The sequence below is a fragment of the Pseudomonas sp. genome, assembly GCF_050739935.1.
Classification (GTDB): domain Bacteria; phylum Pseudomonadota; class Gammaproteobacteria; order Pseudomonadales; family Pseudomonadaceae; genus Aquipseudomonas.
In genome coordinates this window covers 52,909-67,473 of record NZ_JBOICF010000112.1, presented here as the reverse complement: position 1 = coordinate 67,473, position 14,565 = coordinate 52,909, and the positions used below count along the sequence as shown (strand labels likewise).

At 58.3% G+C, this 14,565-nt stretch carries 14 protein-coding genes; 7 read left to right on the top strand and 7 right to left on the bottom strand.

The features are described 5' to 3' along the window. Positions 1 to 74: 74 nt before the first annotated feature. From ACRER8_RS22675 to ACRER8_RS22660, 4 genes are all read right to left on the bottom strand, one after another. Positions 75 to 365, bottom strand: a complete 291-nt coding sequence (locus tag ACRER8_RS22675) for a YceK/YidQ family lipoprotein (RefSeq protein WP_431748426.1) — start codon at positions 363 to 365, stop codon at positions 75 to 77. After that, positions 358 to 987 carry a flavin prenyltransferase UbiX gene (gene ubiX, locus ACRER8_RS22670; RefSeq protein ID WP_431748425.1) on the bottom strand — a complete coding sequence of 210 codons (630 nt, stop codon included), beginning with the start codon at positions 985 to 987 and terminating at the stop codon, positions 358 to 360. The genes ACRER8_RS22675 and ubiX overlap by 8 nt, the downstream gene beginning before the upstream one ends. After that, positions 984 to 2,333 carry a UDP-N-acetylmuramate:L-alanyl-gamma-D-glutamyl-meso-diaminopimelate ligase gene (gene mpl / locus ACRER8_RS22665; RefSeq protein ID WP_431748424.1) on the bottom strand — a complete coding sequence of 450 codons (1,350 nt, stop codon included), beginning with the start codon at positions 2,331 to 2,333 and terminating at the stop codon, positions 984 to 986. Before mpl ends, ubiX begins: the two co-directional genes overlap by 4 nt. Positions 2,334 to 2,758: 425 nt before the next feature. Then, positions 2,759 to 4,675: a sigma-54-dependent Fis family transcriptional regulator gene (locus tag ACRER8_RS22660; protein WP_431748423.1), complete on the bottom strand. Its 1,917-nt coding sequence runs from the start codon at positions 4,673 to 4,675 to the stop codon at positions 2,759 to 2,761. Between the two features lie 309 nt (positions 4,676 to 4,984). Here ACRER8_RS22660 and exaC point away from each other — a divergent pair, with 309 nt between their 5' ends. The 6 genes from exaC (at position 4,985) to ACRER8_RS22630 (ending at position 10,877) form a co-directional block, all read left to right on the top strand. After that, positions 4,985 to 6,505 (top strand): acetaldehyde dehydrogenase ExaC, encoded by a 1,521-nt coding sequence (exaC, locus tag ACRER8_RS22655; RefSeq protein ID WP_431748422.1) that lies wholly within the window; start codon positions 4,985 to 4,987, stop codon positions 6,503 to 6,505. Between the two features lie 295 nt (positions 6,506 to 6,800). After that, the gene (locus ACRER8_RS22650) at positions 6,801 to 7,253 is read left to right on the top strand and encodes an N-acetyltransferase family protein (protein ID WP_431748421.1); all 453 of its coding nucleotides are present in this window, start codon (positions 6,801 to 6,803) and stop codon (positions 7,251 to 7,253) included. Positions 7,254 to 7,524: 271 nt separating this feature from the next. Next, the gene (locus ACRER8_RS22645) at positions 7,525 to 8,172 is read left to right on the top strand and encodes a DedA family protein (protein WP_431748420.1); all 648 of its coding nucleotides are present in this window, start codon (positions 7,525 to 7,527) and stop codon (positions 8,170 to 8,172) included. Positions 8,173 to 8,175: 3 nt separating this feature from the next. Then, positions 8,176 to 8,967 carry a zinc-dependent peptidase gene (locus ACRER8_RS22640; RefSeq protein ID WP_431748419.1) on the top strand — a complete coding sequence of 264 codons (792 nt, stop codon included), beginning with the start codon at positions 8,176 to 8,178 and terminating at the stop codon, positions 8,965 to 8,967. A 148-nt stretch (positions 8,968 to 9,115) separates the two neighbouring features. Continuing rightward, complete coding sequence (gene ppa, locus ACRER8_RS22635) at positions 9,116 to 9,643, top strand: inorganic diphosphatase (protein WP_110947834.1); 528 nt, start codon at positions 9,116 to 9,118, stop codon at positions 9,641 to 9,643. Between the two features lie 508 nt (positions 9,644 to 10,151). Next, positions 10,152 to 10,877 (top strand): LexA family transcriptional regulator, encoded by a 726-nt coding sequence (locus ACRER8_RS22630; protein WP_431748418.1) that lies wholly within the window; start codon positions 10,152 to 10,154, stop codon positions 10,875 to 10,877. A 301-nt stretch (positions 10,878 to 11,178) separates the two neighbouring features. Here the strand turns inward: ACRER8_RS22630 and ACRER8_RS22625 are convergent, their stop codons facing one another. Further along, positions 11,179 to 11,328 (bottom strand): hypothetical protein, encoded by a 150-nt coding sequence (locus ACRER8_RS22625; protein ID WP_431748417.1) that lies wholly within the window; start codon positions 11,326 to 11,328, stop codon positions 11,179 to 11,181. A gap of 86 nt (positions 11,329 to 11,414) precedes the next feature. Continuing rightward, positions 11,415 to 12,470 (bottom strand): tartrate dehydrogenase, encoded by a 1,056-nt coding sequence (locus ACRER8_RS22620; RefSeq protein ID WP_431748416.1) that lies wholly within the window; start codon positions 12,468 to 12,470, stop codon positions 11,415 to 11,417. Positions 12,471 to 12,604: 134 nt separating this feature from the next. Between ACRER8_RS22620 and ACRER8_RS22615 the strand changes: the two genes are divergently transcribed. Continuing rightward, a complete protein-coding gene (locus tag ACRER8_RS22615; protein WP_431748415.1) occupies positions 12,605 to 13,528 on the top strand; it encodes a LysR family transcriptional regulator in 924 nt (307 codons plus the stop codon). 42 nt (positions 13,529 to 13,570) lie between these two features. Here ACRER8_RS22615 and ACRER8_RS22610 read toward each other — a convergent pair whose 3' ends face one another. Next, positions 13,571 to 14,479: a LysR family transcriptional regulator gene (locus ACRER8_RS22610; RefSeq protein WP_431748414.1), complete on the bottom strand. Its 909-nt coding sequence runs from the start codon at positions 14,477 to 14,479 to the stop codon at positions 13,571 to 13,573. Positions 14,480 to 14,565 lie beyond the last annotated feature (86 nt).

Here is a 14,565-nt window from a genome sequence, read left to right as displayed (position 1 = left end):
AATGGGTCGAATGTACCGCCGTCTCGCGAACGGATTCGCTCCCACAGGTTAAAACCCCGGCCCATATACCTTGGCTACATCCCGCCCGACGCCTGAAACCCCACGCCCAATACCGTCAAAACCGACAGCGGCAACAACACCGTATCGAGCAATGCGCTGCCCGGCAGATCGAGCATCGGGTATTTTGGCGCCTCGGCACCGAAGCGATCCTTCTCGCAGCACCCGCCCTGTATCGCATACAGATCAAGGCGCGTGCCGGAATACACCACCGGCGCGCCCGGCTGATTGGCATCCAGCGTGCGCACGGTGGAACAGCCGGTCGCCAGCACCAGCCCAAGTGTCAGCACAAACAGTTTTTTATTCATCGGCGCCAAAATGATGCTCGCCCCAGCGCGGCAGCATGTCCTGAGGGATGTTCAACAGATTGAGGATCCGCGCCACGACAAAATCGACCAGATCATCGATGGTCTGCGGCTGGTTATAAAAACCTGGAGACGCCGGAAGGATCACCGCACCCAGATTCGACAGCTTGAGCATGTTCTCCAGATGAATGCTGGAAAACGGCGCTTCGCGAGGCACCAGAATCAACTGCCGCCGCTCTTTGAGGGTCACGTCCGCGGCGCGCTCGATCAGGTTGTTGCAGGCGCCGGTCGCAATGGCCGACAAGGTGCCTGTCGAGCAAGGCACAACGACCATCGCACTCGGCGCCCCGGAGCCGGACGCCACTGGCGACATCCAGTCTTCTTTGCCATAGACCCGAATCTGCCCGGCTTCGGCGCCGGTGTACTCGGTCAGAAACGCCTGCATCATCTGTGGCTTTGGCGGCAACGTGACGTCGGTTTCAGTGGCCATGACCAACTGCGCGGCCTTCGATATCAGGAAGTGCACTTCGCGATCTTCGCGCACCAGGCAGTCCAGCAGGCGCAGGCCGTATTGCGCGCCAGACGCGCCGGTCATTGCCAGGGTGATGCGTTCCGGCCCGCTCATTGCAGCGCCTCGGCCAGTTTGCCGTGCAGGCCGCCGAAACCGCCGTTGCTCATGATCACCACGTGCGTACCGCGCTGGGCCTGACTTTTCACGCGTTCGATGATGGCCTCCAACGAATCGCACACCTCCGAAGGCACGGTGCACAGCGCGGCGGTTGCGCCCAGGTCCCAACCCAGATTGGCCGGCGCGTACCAGACCACCTGATCGGCCTGATCGACGCTTTCCGGCAGGCCTTCACGGTGCGCGCCCAGCTTCATGGAGTTGGAGCGCGGCTCGACGATGGCAATGATCGGCGAGTCGCCGACTTTTTTTCGCAGACCGTCCAGCGTGGTGGCGATGGCGGTCGGGTGGTGCGCGAAGTCGTCGTAGATGGTGATGCCGCGCACTTCGGCGACCTTCTCCATCCGGCGCTTGACGCTCTTGAACGCGCTCAAGGCTTCGATACCCTGCTCTGGCACGACACCGACATGCCGAGCTGCTGCCAGCGTTGCCAATGCGTTGGCCACGTTGTGCTGACCGGTCATGCCCCAGTCCACCACGCCTTGCGCGACGCCGTCGAAACTCACTTCGAACTTCGAGCCGTCCTCGCTGAGCAATTTCGCCTGCCACTGACCGCCCTGCCCGGTGGTTTGCACCGGCGTCCAGCAGCCCATCCTGATCACCCGCTCAAGAGCCGGCTCGGTGGTTGGATGAATCACCAGACCTTCGCTCGGAATCGTACGCACCAAGTGGTGGAATTGCCGCTCGATGGCGGGTAGGTCCGGGAAGATATCGGCGTGATCGAATTCAAGGTTGTTGAGGATCGCGGTACGCGGGCCGTAGTGGACGAATTTCGAACGCTTGTCGAAGAACGCGCTGTCGTATTCGTCGGCCTCGACCACGAAAAACGGCGTGTCGCCCAGCCGCGCGGACACTGCGAAGTTCTGAGGCACTCCACCGATGAGAAAGCCCGGCGCCATGCCCGCGTGCTCCAGCACCCAGGCCAGCATGCTGCTGGTGGTGGTCTTGCCATGAGTTCCCGCCACAGCCAATACCCAGCGCCCACGCAGGACGTGATCAGCCAGCCACTGCGGACCGGAAACGTATGGCAGGCCTTTGTTCAAAACGTATTCGACAGCCGGGTTGCCTCGCGACATGGCATTGCCGACCACCACCAGATCCGGCGCCGGCTCCAGGTGCGATGGGTCATAACCTTGCATCAGCTCGATGCCCTGCGCCTGGAGCTGCGTGCTCATCGGCGGGTAGACGTTGGCGTCGGAGCCGGTGACTTTATGGCCCAAATCCTTGGCGAGAACCGCCAGCGACCCCATGAACGTGCCGCAAATACCCAGAATATGAATGTGCATGACCAACCTCTTAAAACATGGGCGCAGGTTAGCTTAGAAGGTGGGCAATGCGCACGGGGCAATTGAATGGAGCGACAGTTGTCGTTGAATACCGAACGGTGGGAGCGAATTCATTCGCGAGACCTCAGTACATACGACAAAAATCCGTTGCCTGACAGACCGCATCGCGAATGAATTCGCTCCCACAGAAGATGACCGCGCTACCCACTCGCTATCGCGCGATGCCATGCTTGCGCAGTACGGTCTCAGGTATAAGCAGCGTATGAAATCCTTTGTGGGAGCCGGCTTGCTGGCGAATGCGGTGTGTCCGTCGACAGATAAGTGCCTGAACCGGCATGTTCGCCAGCAAGCCGGCTCCTACAGTCGGGGGCGAGGCCGATCTATCGAGCGATGCAATGCAATGCGAGGATGACCGCTCTCACTCGCTATCGCGCGATGCCATGCTTGCGCAGCTTTCTATATAAAGTATTGCGGCTCACCCCCAGCTCCCGCGCCGCGTGGGTCATGTGCCAGCGTTGGGCTTCGAGGGTGGTGATCAGCGCTGAACGCTCGGCATCGTCCAGCGGCGAGTCACTCGGTTCAGGCGCAGCGGCCTTTTCAACAGTGCCCTGACGAATCACCTGGGGCAAGTCGTCAAAACAGATCAGACCCTCCTCGCACAACGCCGCTAATGTCCTGAGCACATTACGCATCTGCCGCACGTTGCCCGGCCAATTGAAGGCCAGAAGCGCATGCCTCGCCTGGGCATCTATCGTTACCGGATGGCCGCCCGCTTCTTCCTCCAGCAGAAAGTCCAGCAACTGCGGTCTATCCGTTCGTTCACGCAACGCCAGCAGGGCGATTTCCAGGCCGTTGAGCCGATAGTAGAGGTCCTCGCGGAAGCTCCCATCCTCCAAACACCCTGGAAGATTGCGGTGCGTCGCGCTAATGATTCTTACATCCACCGACTGCGGCTCGCCGCCAATCGGCACTACCAGACGATCTTCCAACACCCGCAACAGACGCGTCTGCAAGGCCACCGGCATGTCGCCGATTTCATCCAAAAACAGCGTGCCTCCGTCGGCCTGCTGCAGCTTGCCGCGCATGCCTTCCTTGCGGGCGCCGGTGAAACTGCCGCCGCGATAGCCGAATAGCTCACTCTCGATCAGGCTTTCGGGAATGGCCGCGCAGTTCAACGCCACGAACGGCCTGCCCGCGCGTTGACTCGCCTGATGCACGGCCTTGGCAAATGCCTCTTTGCCCGAGCCGGTTTCACCATTGATCAGCAAAGGCACATCACGCTCGAAAACCTTTAAAGCGCGGCGGAAATCGTTCTGCAGCGCAGGATCGCCCAGGCAAATCCCGCTCAGGGCAGGTGACGAAACAGACTTGACTACAAACGGCGCGGAAAAGGCTTTTAGTACGGGCCGCGACTGCCCCCGCAGTACCGCGAAAAAACCTCGCCCGTCGCGGGTACGCAGCGGCCAGCTCGTTGCAGCATCAGGTGCCGCGCGGCTCATCAGTTCGTCCAGCGAGCAATCGAACAATGATTCAACCGGCTGACCGATCAGATCAGCGCGGCCCAGGCTCAGCAGATTCAAGGCGCTCTGGTTAAGCGCACTGACGTGTCCTTCGCTGTCGAACGCGAGCAATCCTTCGCTGAACAGCCCCACTGACCCGGCCTGCAGATGAAAGCGCAGCAGCCATTGGTCCTCGAAGTGGCGCAGGAAATAGCTGCTTTCAATCACCTTCGCCGACAGATTGACCAGCGCCATGGTGTGAAATTGGCTCTGCCGCGACACATCGTGCCGCGCAGAAGAGACATCGAGTACAGCCAACAGATCGCCGTGGGGATCGAACACCGGGGCGGCGGAGCAGGTAAGCCCGGTGTGCCGGCCACGAAAATGTTCGTCGCGATGGATAGTCACCGATTGCCGCTCGACCAGACAGGTGCCGATGCCGTTGGTGCCCTCCCGCGCCTCGCTCCAGTCGGCGCCGAGCCAGAGACCTGCGCGCTCGAAAATCTTCCGTTCGCCGGGTTCGGTCACGCAGTTGAGGATCACCCCGCGAGCATCGGTCAGCAACACGGCGTTACCACCCGAAAGCTGCCGATGCAGGCTGTTCATCTCGCCACCAGCAATGGTCAGCACCTGCTGCAGGCGTTCGCGACTTTCGAGCACGCGAGCATGTTCCAGCACGGTCGGCGCCATGGGCTGTGCGGGATCCAGGTGATAGTCCTCAAGGCAGCGCACCCAGGAGCGAGCAATCGACGGATCAGCGCCTGGGCCATATCGATGTGCTGACTTGCCTTGGGCGACGGTGAGGACTTGCTGCGCATGTCTGGCGAAGTGATTGCTGTGCATTTTTATTGTTCTTCCTAGGTGCTCCCGGGGAGTTGCGAACCAGCATCCTCCTAGCCTCTCTGCATTGCAATGCCTCCAAAGACACAAGCAGGCGTGCTGTCTCACATTCGATACAAAGTGTCACGCTGGCCGTTTCGCAACTGGCACACAGCCACTCACCAAGCGTCTGATTTTTCGGCCAAACCCTTATAAACCGGGCATTGAACGGCAGTGGCCCGCGCTTTGCTCTACGCTTTGATCAAGCGCAGCTATACCACGTGAAGCAGTGCGTTATCCCCACACAATCACAAGAGCAAGGAGATATTCACCATGCGTTATGCCCATCCCGGAACTGAAGGCTCGATCGTTACCTTCAAGACCCAGTACGGCAATTACATCGGTGGCGAATTCGTGCCGCCGGTCAAAGGCCAGTATTTTGAAAACACCTCGCCGATTACCGGCAAGCTGATCGCCGAATTCCCTCGCTCGACTGCCGAAGACATCGACAAAGCCCTGGACGCTGCCCACGCTGCTGCCGATGCGTGGGGCAAGACCTCCGTTCAGGAACGCTCGCTGACCCTGCTGAAAATCGCCGACCGTATCGAGCAGAACCTCGAACTGCTTGCCATCACCGAAACCTGGGATAACGGCAAGGCCGTGCGCGAAACCCTCAACGCCGATATTCCCCTGGCGGTCGATCACTTCCGCTATTTCGCAGGCGTGTTGCGTGCCCAGGAAGGCAGCGCTGCAGAGATCGACGGCAATACCGTTGCGTACCACATTCATGAGCCGCTGGGCGTGGTCGGGCAGATCATCCCGTGGAACTTCCCGATCCTGATGGCCGCCTGGAAACTCGCGCCAGCACTGGCGGCAGGTAATTGCATCGTCCTCAAGCCCGCCGAGCAAACACCGCTGGGCATTACCGTGCTGTTGGAGCTGATTGGCGATCTGCTGCCAAAAGGCGTGCTCAACGTGGTGCAGGGCTATGGCCGCGAGGCTGGCGAAGCTTTGGCCAGCAGCAAGCGCATCGCCAAAATCGCCTTCACAGGCTCCACGCCTGTGGGCTCGCACATCATGAAACTGGCGGCCGACAGCATCATCCCGTCCACTGTCGAGCTGGGCGGCAAGTCGCCGAACATCTACTTCGAAGACGTGATGAGCGCCGAACCGGAATTCATCGACAAAGCCGCAGAAGGCGTGGTGCTGGCGTTTTTCAACCAGGGCGAAGTCTGCACCTGCCCTTCGCGCTGCCTGGTTCAGGAATCGATCTACCCGCAGTTCATGGAAGCGGTGATGAAAAAGGTCCTGAAGATCAAGCGCGGCGACCCACTGGACACCGAGACCATGGTTGGTGCCCAGGCGTCGCAGCAGCAGTTCGACAAAATCCTTTCCTATCTCGACATCGCTCAGGGCGAAGGCGCCGAGCTGTTGACTGGCGGCAAGGTTGAAAAGCTGGAAGGCTCGCTCGCGACTGGCTACTACATCCAGCCGACGCTGCTGCGAGGCAACAACAAGATGCGTGTGTTCCAGGAAGAAATCTTTGGCCCGGTGGTCAGCGTCACTACCTTCAAAGATGAAGCCGAAGCTATCGCTATTGCCAACGACACCGAGTTCGGCCTCGGCGCCGGCGTGTGGACCCGCGACATCAACCGTGCCTACCGCGTCGGTCGCGCCATCAAGGCCGGTCGTGTGTGGACCAACTGCTATCACCTGTACCCGGCCCACGCCGCGTTCGGTGGTTACAAAAAATCCGGCGTTGGCCGCGAAACCCACAAAGTCGCGCTCGAACACTACCAACAGACCAAAAACCTGCTGGTGAGCTATGACATCAATCCGCTGGGTTTCTTTTGATCCGGTAATTGCCTGTTAAAGAACGGCCTCCTCGGAGGCCGTTTTTGATTCATCACTCTCCGCGCACCTCTGTGGGAGCGAATTCATTCGCGATACGGCGGTACAGTCGATACATCTGCTTCGGCCGACCCATTTTTCGCAAATGAATTCGCTCCCACGGTCCTGCCCAGCCTGACTACCCCCCGACTTTGGATTGCGCTTTCTAAACCGCTTAGGCACAGTCAAATCCGTCTGCCCCAGTGCCAGGCGCGTCCTCCCCCTTTCATGAATTGCACAATGAAGTTGAGGCCCAACCATGCGGATCATCCAAGCCACTCTGGAGCACCTGGACCTATTGGCCCCCCTGTTCGTCAAATACCGCGAGTTCTACGGCGAACATCCCTTCCCTGATTCCTCCCGCGACTTTCTGGAAAAACGCCTGCGCCGCGAAGAATCGGTCATTTACCTGGCCCTGCACGATGAAGATGACAACAAGCTGCTGGGTTTCTGCCAGCTGTATCCCAGCTATTCCTCGTTATCGCTCAAGCGCGTGTGGATTCTTAACGACATCTACGTCGCCGAAGACGCCCGGCGCCAACTGGTCGCCGATCACCTGATCCAGAAGGCCAAGAAAATGGCCCGGGAAACCCACGCCGTGCGCATGCGTGTGTCGACCAGCGCCAACAACGACGTTGCGCAAAAGGTGTACGAGTCGATTGGGTTTCGCGAAGATACCCAGTTCAGGAATTACGTTCTGCCGATCAACTGACCGGCCGCTTTCATTGGCTGAAAACTTACTGTGGGAGTGAGCCTGCTCACGAATGCTGCCCATCAGCCGCCAGAGACGTAACGGATGCTCCGGCTCTTCGTGAGCAAGCTCACGCAGGTTCGCTGGTGTCACCCCCATCACTACCAAATGTTTCAATCGGGATATCGCACCCAGCAACATCGCGTTTCTTCCCTCTATAATGCGCCCCACATCAGCAGTCATCATCGACCCGCACAGGGCTCGGCCAAGGCTTTTCAATCAGGTGCCGTACATGGATTTCAACCCGCTCGACCTCATCCTTCACCTCGACGTCTACCTCGACCTGCTGGTGACCAACTACGGCACCTGGGTCTACGCCATCCTGTTCCTGGTGATCTTTTGTGAGACGGGCCTGGTCGTAACGCCGTTCCTGCCAGGTGATTCCCTGCTGTTCATCGCAGGGGCCGTCGCGGCCGGTGGTGGCATGGATCCGGTGTTGCTGGCCTGTCTGCTAATGGCGGCAGCGATTCTGGGCGACAGCACCAACTACGTGATCGGCCGCACGCTTGGCGACAGGCTGTTTAAAAATCCCGATTCGAAGATCTTTCGTCGCGACTATCTGACCAAGACCCACGAGTTCTACGAACACCACGGCGGTAAAACCGTGACTCTGGCTCGCTTCCTGCCGATCATCCGCACCTTCGCCCCCTTCGTCGCGGGGCTGGGCAAGATGCATTACCTGCGTTTCCTCGGTTTCAGCGTGCTGGGTTCGATCCTGTGGGTCGGCGGCCTGGTCACCCTCGGTTACTTCTTCGGCAACATCCCGTTCATCAAGAAAAACCTCACCCTGCTGGTGCTGGCGATCATCGTGCTTTCGTTGCTGCCGATGATCATCGGTCTGGTCCGCAGCCGCATGGGCCGTTCTGCTACAGCGCGCTGAATCATGTGGTCGCTCGGGCGCTGGCTGAAACGCCGCACGCTGGCGCGCAACCCGATCGACCCGCAGCTTTGGGATCGGGTGCGCCGGCGCTTGCCGATTCTCGACGGACTGACTGCCGAAGAGGATCGCTACCTGCTCGACAGCTGCGTGCTGTTCCTGCATGGCAAACACCTGACCGCACTGGAAGGCGTCGAGATGGACGACGAATCGCGCCTGTTCCTCGCCGCGCAAGCGCAATTGCCGCTGCTGGCTCTGGGCGATCTGAACTGGTATCAGGGGTTTCACGAAATCATTCTCTACGGCGACGATTTCATAAGCCCGCAACGGCATCGCGACGCCAGTGGCATCGAACACGAATGGGATGGCGAGCACAGCGGCGAAGCCTGGTCGCAAGGCCCGGTCATTCTGGCGTGGCCGGGAGTGCTGTCCAGCGGCGGGTGGGAGGCCTACAACCTGGTGATCCACGAATTGGCGCACAAGCTCGACATGCTCAACGGCGATGCCAACGGCCACCCGCCACTGCACAACGACATGCGCATCGCCGATTGGGCCAGCGCCATGCAGGGCGCGTTCGATGACATGAATCGCCAACTGGACGCCGATCCCGACGCCGAAACCGCGATCGATCCTTATGCCGCGGAGAACCCCGCGGAGTTTTTCGCCGTCACCAGCGAATACTTCTTCAGTGCCCCGGATTTGCTGGTCGAAGCGTATCCGCAGGTCTACGAACAACTCAAAGCCTTCTATCGACAGGACCCTCTTGCTCGCCTGACGGCACTTCAAGCCGGCACTTAAGCCTGAAACGCCGGTCTATCAGGCTCGACATGACGCTTAGAAGACGCTCGCCACGCATGGCAACGCTTCTCGAATATGCCTATAATCCGGGCCACTTTTTGGCGTTGCACGCCAGATTCTGAATGGTCAACCAAGGGGGCAAAGCCCAATGAGCTACAGCAAGATTCCGGCCGGTAAAGACCTGCCGAATGACATCTACGTCGCAATCGAGATCCCGGCCAACCACGCGCCGATCAAGTACGAAATCGACAAAGAAAGCGACGCCCTGTTCGTTGATCGTTTCATGGCCACCCCAATGTTCTACCCGGCCAACTACGGTTTCATTCCCAATACCCTGGCTGACGACGGCGACCCCCTCGATGTGCTGGTCGTGACGCCTTACCCGGTTGCCCCTGGCTCGGTGATCCGCGCCCGCCCAGTCGGCGTGCTGAACATGACCGACGATGGCGGCGGCGATGCCAAAGTCATCGCAGTGCCACACGACAAGCTGTCCCAGCTGTACGTCGACGTGAAGGAATACACCGACCTGCCACCACTGCTGATCCAGCAGATCGAGCACTTCTTCGCCAACTACAAAGACCTCGAAAAAGGCAAGTGGGTGAAGATCGAAGGCTGGGCCGGCGCCGACGCCGCTCGCGAAGCCATCACCAAATCGGTCGCTGCCTACAAGGGTTGATCCGATTCGCTACCTCCGAAGCGTTCGTCGCTTCGGAGGGGCAACTACGCAATTACTGCGCCGAAGACGAATTGCTTCTGTTGAAAGCGTAGAAGTCCGACTGCTGACGATCGGCTGCAAGGCAGCCGCAAACCGTCCCCCTCTGTCCATTTAGAAACACCCTCCCTTCTCCCGTTCTCCGCAGATTTTTTCACTCTATTTCTCTGAGCAAATGTTTAAATCTGCGCCACTCCAAACACTTCGTTTACCGCGATAAGCCCCTTCGCCCCTGCGCACAACAATGAAACAAGCGACGTCATCGATTACCGCTCTACCTCGCGTCAATTGCCGAAACAGCCGTCTGGCAAGCAGTTGCGCCACTGTTTACCTGAATCAAAACAATCAAAGAATCGCCCTACAGAAACCGTCAAAAGTTGTAATCCCTACAATCACATGCAACTTTGACTGCCCACTCATTTGAACACTTCGTTCATTTAAACGAACTTGAACCGCACGTAAACTTCGATCCATGAATACATCAGGTGATCGACTACGCGTCCTTCTGCGAGAGTGCCATCTCTCCGCCACAGACTTCGCCGCCAACCGCAAGGTAACGCCGCAACACGTGAACAACTGGTTCAAACGCGGCATCCCCATGGCGCGCATGGAAGAAGTCGCCGAACTGCTGAGCGTCAACGTACGCTGGCTGCGCACCGGCGACGGGCCGAAGCATCCAGGAGAAGGCCGTGACAAACGCGGTCTGAACGGCATCGCGAAACCACGCGCCGAGCGCATCAGCCTGCGCGAAGAACTGGAGATACCTTTCTATACCGAGCTCCAGACCCAGAACTGCGGCCAGGCAACGGTCAGCGAAGTGCCCAGCCACAAAGTCCGCCTTGCAAGACACATCCTCGAAGCCATGGACGTCGAACAACACAACGCCATCTGCGTCGCCATGGTCGGCAACAGCATGGCCGACAAAATACAGGACGGCTCGCTCATCGGCGTAGACCGCGGCCGCACCAACGTCATCGACGGCGAAATGTACGCCCTCGAACACGACGGCATGCTCCGCGTGAAATACCTCTACCGCCTCCCCGGCGGCGGACTGCGTCTGCGCAGCCACAACGCGAGCGAATACCCCGACGAAATCTTCAGCGCCGAACAGATCCAGGCGCAACACATCCACGTCCTCGGCTGGATCTTCTGGTGGTCCACCCTCAACAACCGCCGCCACCCCGCGACCCAGCCCTGACTTACAAATGAAATCGCAGCTGGAAAGACAAATGGCAGCGGATCAAGACTGGGCAGACGCAGCCAGAGTGAGTATCCTGCACGCCTTCGTTTCAACACCCGTCGGCTACCCGCTGGTGGGTGATCGGCCAGGTAAAGTGCTTGCCGCCTACCTCGCCCATCTACAAGCGCCTCCTCGCAGTGCGCACTTTTGCGGACGAGTGCGGTTAGCCAAAAACTAACCAAACCCGTCACCGAGAAGCCGGCCACAAGCCGGCTTTTTAATTGCCCGAAATAATTCCTCTCTCGTCCGTTGGGTATCCTTAAACCTGGCTATCGCAATTCTGCCGATCAAGATCGACGAACCGGCGCCCCTGCGGCATCGCCGCCAAAGTCGGCGCTGCGCTAACCCAACCGAAGGTGTGGAGAATGGCGATAAAACCTGTGCATGAGGCTTCCAGGTTGGTTTCCATGAAGACGCCTGACTTTATTTTGATCCGGGCGCCAAGGGATCGGCAGGTAGATCATCCCCTTGGCGCCGGGCCGCAGTACTGCTCAATCAGCGATTGATCAGTTCAATCACTGCATCGGTGACTTGGCGAGTGGTCGCGTTGCCGCCCAGATCGGGGGTTTGTAGACCGCTCTCCGTCACGGCTTCGATAGCCGATATCAAATGCTTGGCCGCCGCAGGCTCACCCAGGTGCTCCAGCATCATGGCAGCGGTCCAGAACGTCGCGATCGGGTTGGCGACGCCTTTGCCGGTGATATCGAAGGCCGAGCCGTGGATCGGTTCGAACATAGAAGGGAATTTGCGCGACGGATTCAGGTTCGCCGTTGGAGCAATGCCCAGGCTGCCAGACAAGGCCGCGGCGAGGTCAGACAGGATGTCGGCATGCAAGTTGGTCGCGACGATAACGTCCAGCGTCGAGGGTTTGAGCACCATTCTCGTGGTGACCGCATCGACCAGTTCCTTGTCGATTCTGACGTCTGGGAAATCCTTGGCGACTTCGTAGAAAATTTCATCCCACAAGACCATTCCGTGCCGTTGGGCATTGGATTTGGTGACCATTGTCAGGTGTTTGCGTGGACGACTACGCGCCAGTTCGAAGGCGAAGCGGTGAATTCGCTGAACGCCGGCCCGTGTAAAAACGGAGACTTCCGTAGCCACCTCCTCAGGTAAACCCCGGTGTACACGACCGCCGTTGCCGGAGTATTCGCCTTCCGAGTTTTCTCGCACTACAACCCAGTCGATCTGATCGCCTTGAAACAGTGGGCTTTTTACGCCGGGAAGCACACGGGCGGGACGCACGTTGGCGTACTGATCGAATCCCTGGCAGATAGGCAATCGCAGGCCCCACAGCGAGATATGATCCGGAACGTTTAGCGCACCGACGGCACCGAAGAAGATTGCATCGAAAGTTTTCAGTTCTTCCAGACCGCCTTCAGGAATGTAGTAGCCATTTTTCAGGTAGTTGTCCGAGTTCCAGTCGAAGTCCTTAAAGGACATTTCGAAACCGGATTTTTTCGCTAGAACTTTGAGTACCTCAACACCTGCCGCGATTACCTCGATGCCGATACCGTCACCAGGAATCGCTGCAATTCTGTATGCGCTCATCTTCAATACCTTCGTCGTTTTTTATCTTGTCCGGTGAACCGACCTGTTCAAGCGGGGTGCCACGAGAGTATATGTATTGAACACATGCGCTATAAGTCACAAAAAATCACTACATCCATAACTTTGAGTTACGAATGAATCAGACAGTGGATTTATCTTTTTTCTACCTGCTCGCCAACCAAGGCAGTCTTGCGGCAACCGCCCGCGAACTCGGTGTGACTCCTCCGGCAGTGAGTAAACGCCTGACTGCGCTGGAAGCCCGCCTAGGTATCCGTCTTGTACATCGCACCACGCGCTCGATGAGTCTGACCCCAGAAGGCGAGATCTATTTTTCGCATGCCGCGCGGATTCTGGCGCAGATAGACGAAGTCGAACAATTGGTCAGCAGTAGCCGCGCAACGCCCAAAGGGCTGATTCGAGTCAACGCATCGCTCGGATTTGGTCGTCAATACATTGGTCCTGCTTTGGCGGCGTTTTTCACCAAATACCCGGAAGTGGAAATACAGCTGGAAATAAGTGACCACCCGCTGGACCTCGCGACCCACGGTTTCGATCTGGGTATCCGCTTCGGAACCCTGCCGGATGCGGCCTTCCACGCGCGCAAAATCGCCTCCAACCGACGCTTGTTATGCGCGTCTCCGCTCTACCTGGAAAAACACGGAGTGCCTGAACGGCTTTCTGATTTGCAGCGCCACAACTGCATATTCTTGAGGCAAAACGAAACGCCATATGGCGTTTGGAGTTTCACCGTAGGCAGCGGTACGCAGAACATCAAGGTGCGCGGCCCCCTGGGCTGCAATGACGGGGCAGTGGCTTTGAACTGGGCATTGGAAGGCCACGGCATCCTGCTTCGAGCCGAATGGGACATCGCCCGCTATGTACGTAGTGGCCGTCTGCGCGTGCTGCTGGAGGATCAGACTCCAGTTCGCGCGGATGTATATGCAGTCTATCCACAGCAACTGCATCTTCCAGCGCGCGTACGCAGTTTGATCGACTTTCTGGTGGAGCGATTCAAGCACATCGACAACCTGGACGATCCTGAATCTAACGCCAGCTAAAGCTGCAAGCCGGGAGCTGAGGCCTGCATGCGGAGCGAGTTGTCAGGGGGTCGCAAAGGGGCGTTGTTCAGCCAATGCCTGGGCGAGGTAGCGAGCAAAGACCGAGATACGCTGCGGGATATGTTGGCGATGCCGGTATAGCGCATAAATATCGGCTCGCGGGGCTTCATAATCCGCCAGCAAAGCAACCAGACGCCCATTGACCAAGTGCTCTTGCACGTCCCAGTAGGAACGCAGAATTATCCCGCGCCCTTCCAAGGCAAAGTTGACCGCAACCTCACCATGATTGGTAGTCAGATTCCCTCTGACCTTCTGAGTGTAGGTACGGCCTTCTTTTTGAAAGCGCCACAGCGCGTAATCATTTCCGAATTGACGCAATACGATGCAGTTATGCACCGCTAAGTCCTCAACGCTATGGGGCTCACCCTCGCGCTCGATATAAGAAGGCGCTGCGCAAAGGATCCGCGGGTTGTGCTGCAAATACACCGCTATCGCCCTTGAATCGGTGGGTTCCCCCAAACATACGGTCACGTCGAAATCATCATCGAGAAGGCTGGGCGCTTGACTGGTTAGTTCCAACGAAATTTCCAGCTCCGGGTGCAACAGGGCGAAGCGCGAAACCAGAGGCGCAAGATGCTTGCGCCCGAAACCGAGCGTGCCATTGATCCTAAGGCGCCCCCTCAGGATCGACTGGCGATTGCTTAACGCGCCTTCCAGCTCCGCAAGTTGTTGAAGGATGGGCAGGCCGCCCTCGATATACATCGAACCTTCAGTGGTCAAGGTCATTCGCCGAGTGGTGCGCTGCACCAACTGCACGCCCAAACGATGCTCCAACTGGGTCAGGCGCTTACTTACAGCGGGCAACGACAAGCCTAACTCACGCGCAACAGCAGTAAGGCTGCTTCGGGTGGCTATGTGCTGGAAAAAGACCAAATCATCCGTGGGTGACATGAATGTTTCCAAAAATTCAATAATGGCTTGCCTTGTTGAGCAATTGTAAGTGCCCGGCAATTAAATACACTGGCTTGGCTTTTCAT

What these genes read in the sequence shown, in the direction of transcription:
- ACRER8_RS22620 (WP_431748416.1), bottom strand. Translation starts at nt 12,470, where the DNA reads ATGAGCGCATACAGAATTGCAGCGATTCCTGGTGACGGTATCGGCATC.
- ACRER8_RS22675 (WP_431748426.1), bottom strand. Translation starts at nt 365, where the DNA reads ATGAATAAAAAACTGTTTGTGCTGACACTTGGGCTGGTGCTGGCGACC.
- ACRER8_RS22610 (WP_431748414.1), bottom strand. Translation starts at nt 14,479, where the DNA reads ATGTCACCCACGGATGATTTGGTCTTTTTCCAGCACATAGCCACCCGA.
- ACRER8_RS22625 (WP_431748417.1), bottom strand. Translation starts at nt 11,328, where the DNA reads ATGGAAACCAACCTGGAAGCCTCATGCACAGGTTTTATCGCCATTCTC.
- ppa (WP_110947834.1), top strand. Translation starts at nt 9,116, where the DNA reads ATGAGCTACAGCAAGATTCCGGCCGGTAAAGACCTGCCGAATGACATC.
- ACRER8_RS22660 (WP_431748423.1), bottom strand. Translation starts at nt 4,675, where the DNA reads ATGCACAGCAATCACTTCGCCAGACATGCGCAGCAAGTCCTCACCGTC.
- ACRER8_RS22630 (WP_431748418.1), top strand. Translation starts at nt 10,152, where the DNA reads ATGAATACATCAGGTGATCGACTACGCGTCCTTCTGCGAGAGTGCCAT.
- exaC (WP_431748422.1), top strand. Translation starts at nt 4,985, where the DNA reads ATGCGTTATGCCCATCCCGGAACTGAAGGCTCGATCGTTACCTTCAAG.
- ACRER8_RS22645 (WP_431748420.1), top strand. Translation starts at nt 7,525, where the DNA reads ATGGATTTCAACCCGCTCGACCTCATCCTTCACCTCGACGTCTACCTC.
- ACRER8_RS22640 (WP_431748419.1), top strand. Translation starts at nt 8,176, where the DNA reads ATGTGGTCGCTCGGGCGCTGGCTGAAACGCCGCACGCTGGCGCGCAAC.
- ubiX (WP_431748425.1), bottom strand. Translation starts at nt 987, where the DNA reads ATGAGCGGGCCGGAACGCATCACCCTGGCAATGACCGGCGCGTCTGGC.
- mpl (WP_431748424.1), bottom strand. Translation starts at nt 2,333, where the DNA reads ATGCACATTCATATTCTGGGTATTTGCGGCACGTTCATGGGGTCGCTG.
- ACRER8_RS22650 (WP_431748421.1), top strand. Translation starts at nt 6,801, where the DNA reads ATGCGGATCATCCAAGCCACTCTGGAGCACCTGGACCTATTGGCCCCC.
- ACRER8_RS22615 (WP_431748415.1), top strand. Translation starts at nt 12,605, where the DNA reads ATGAATCAGACAGTGGATTTATCTTTTTTCTACCTGCTCGCCAACCAA.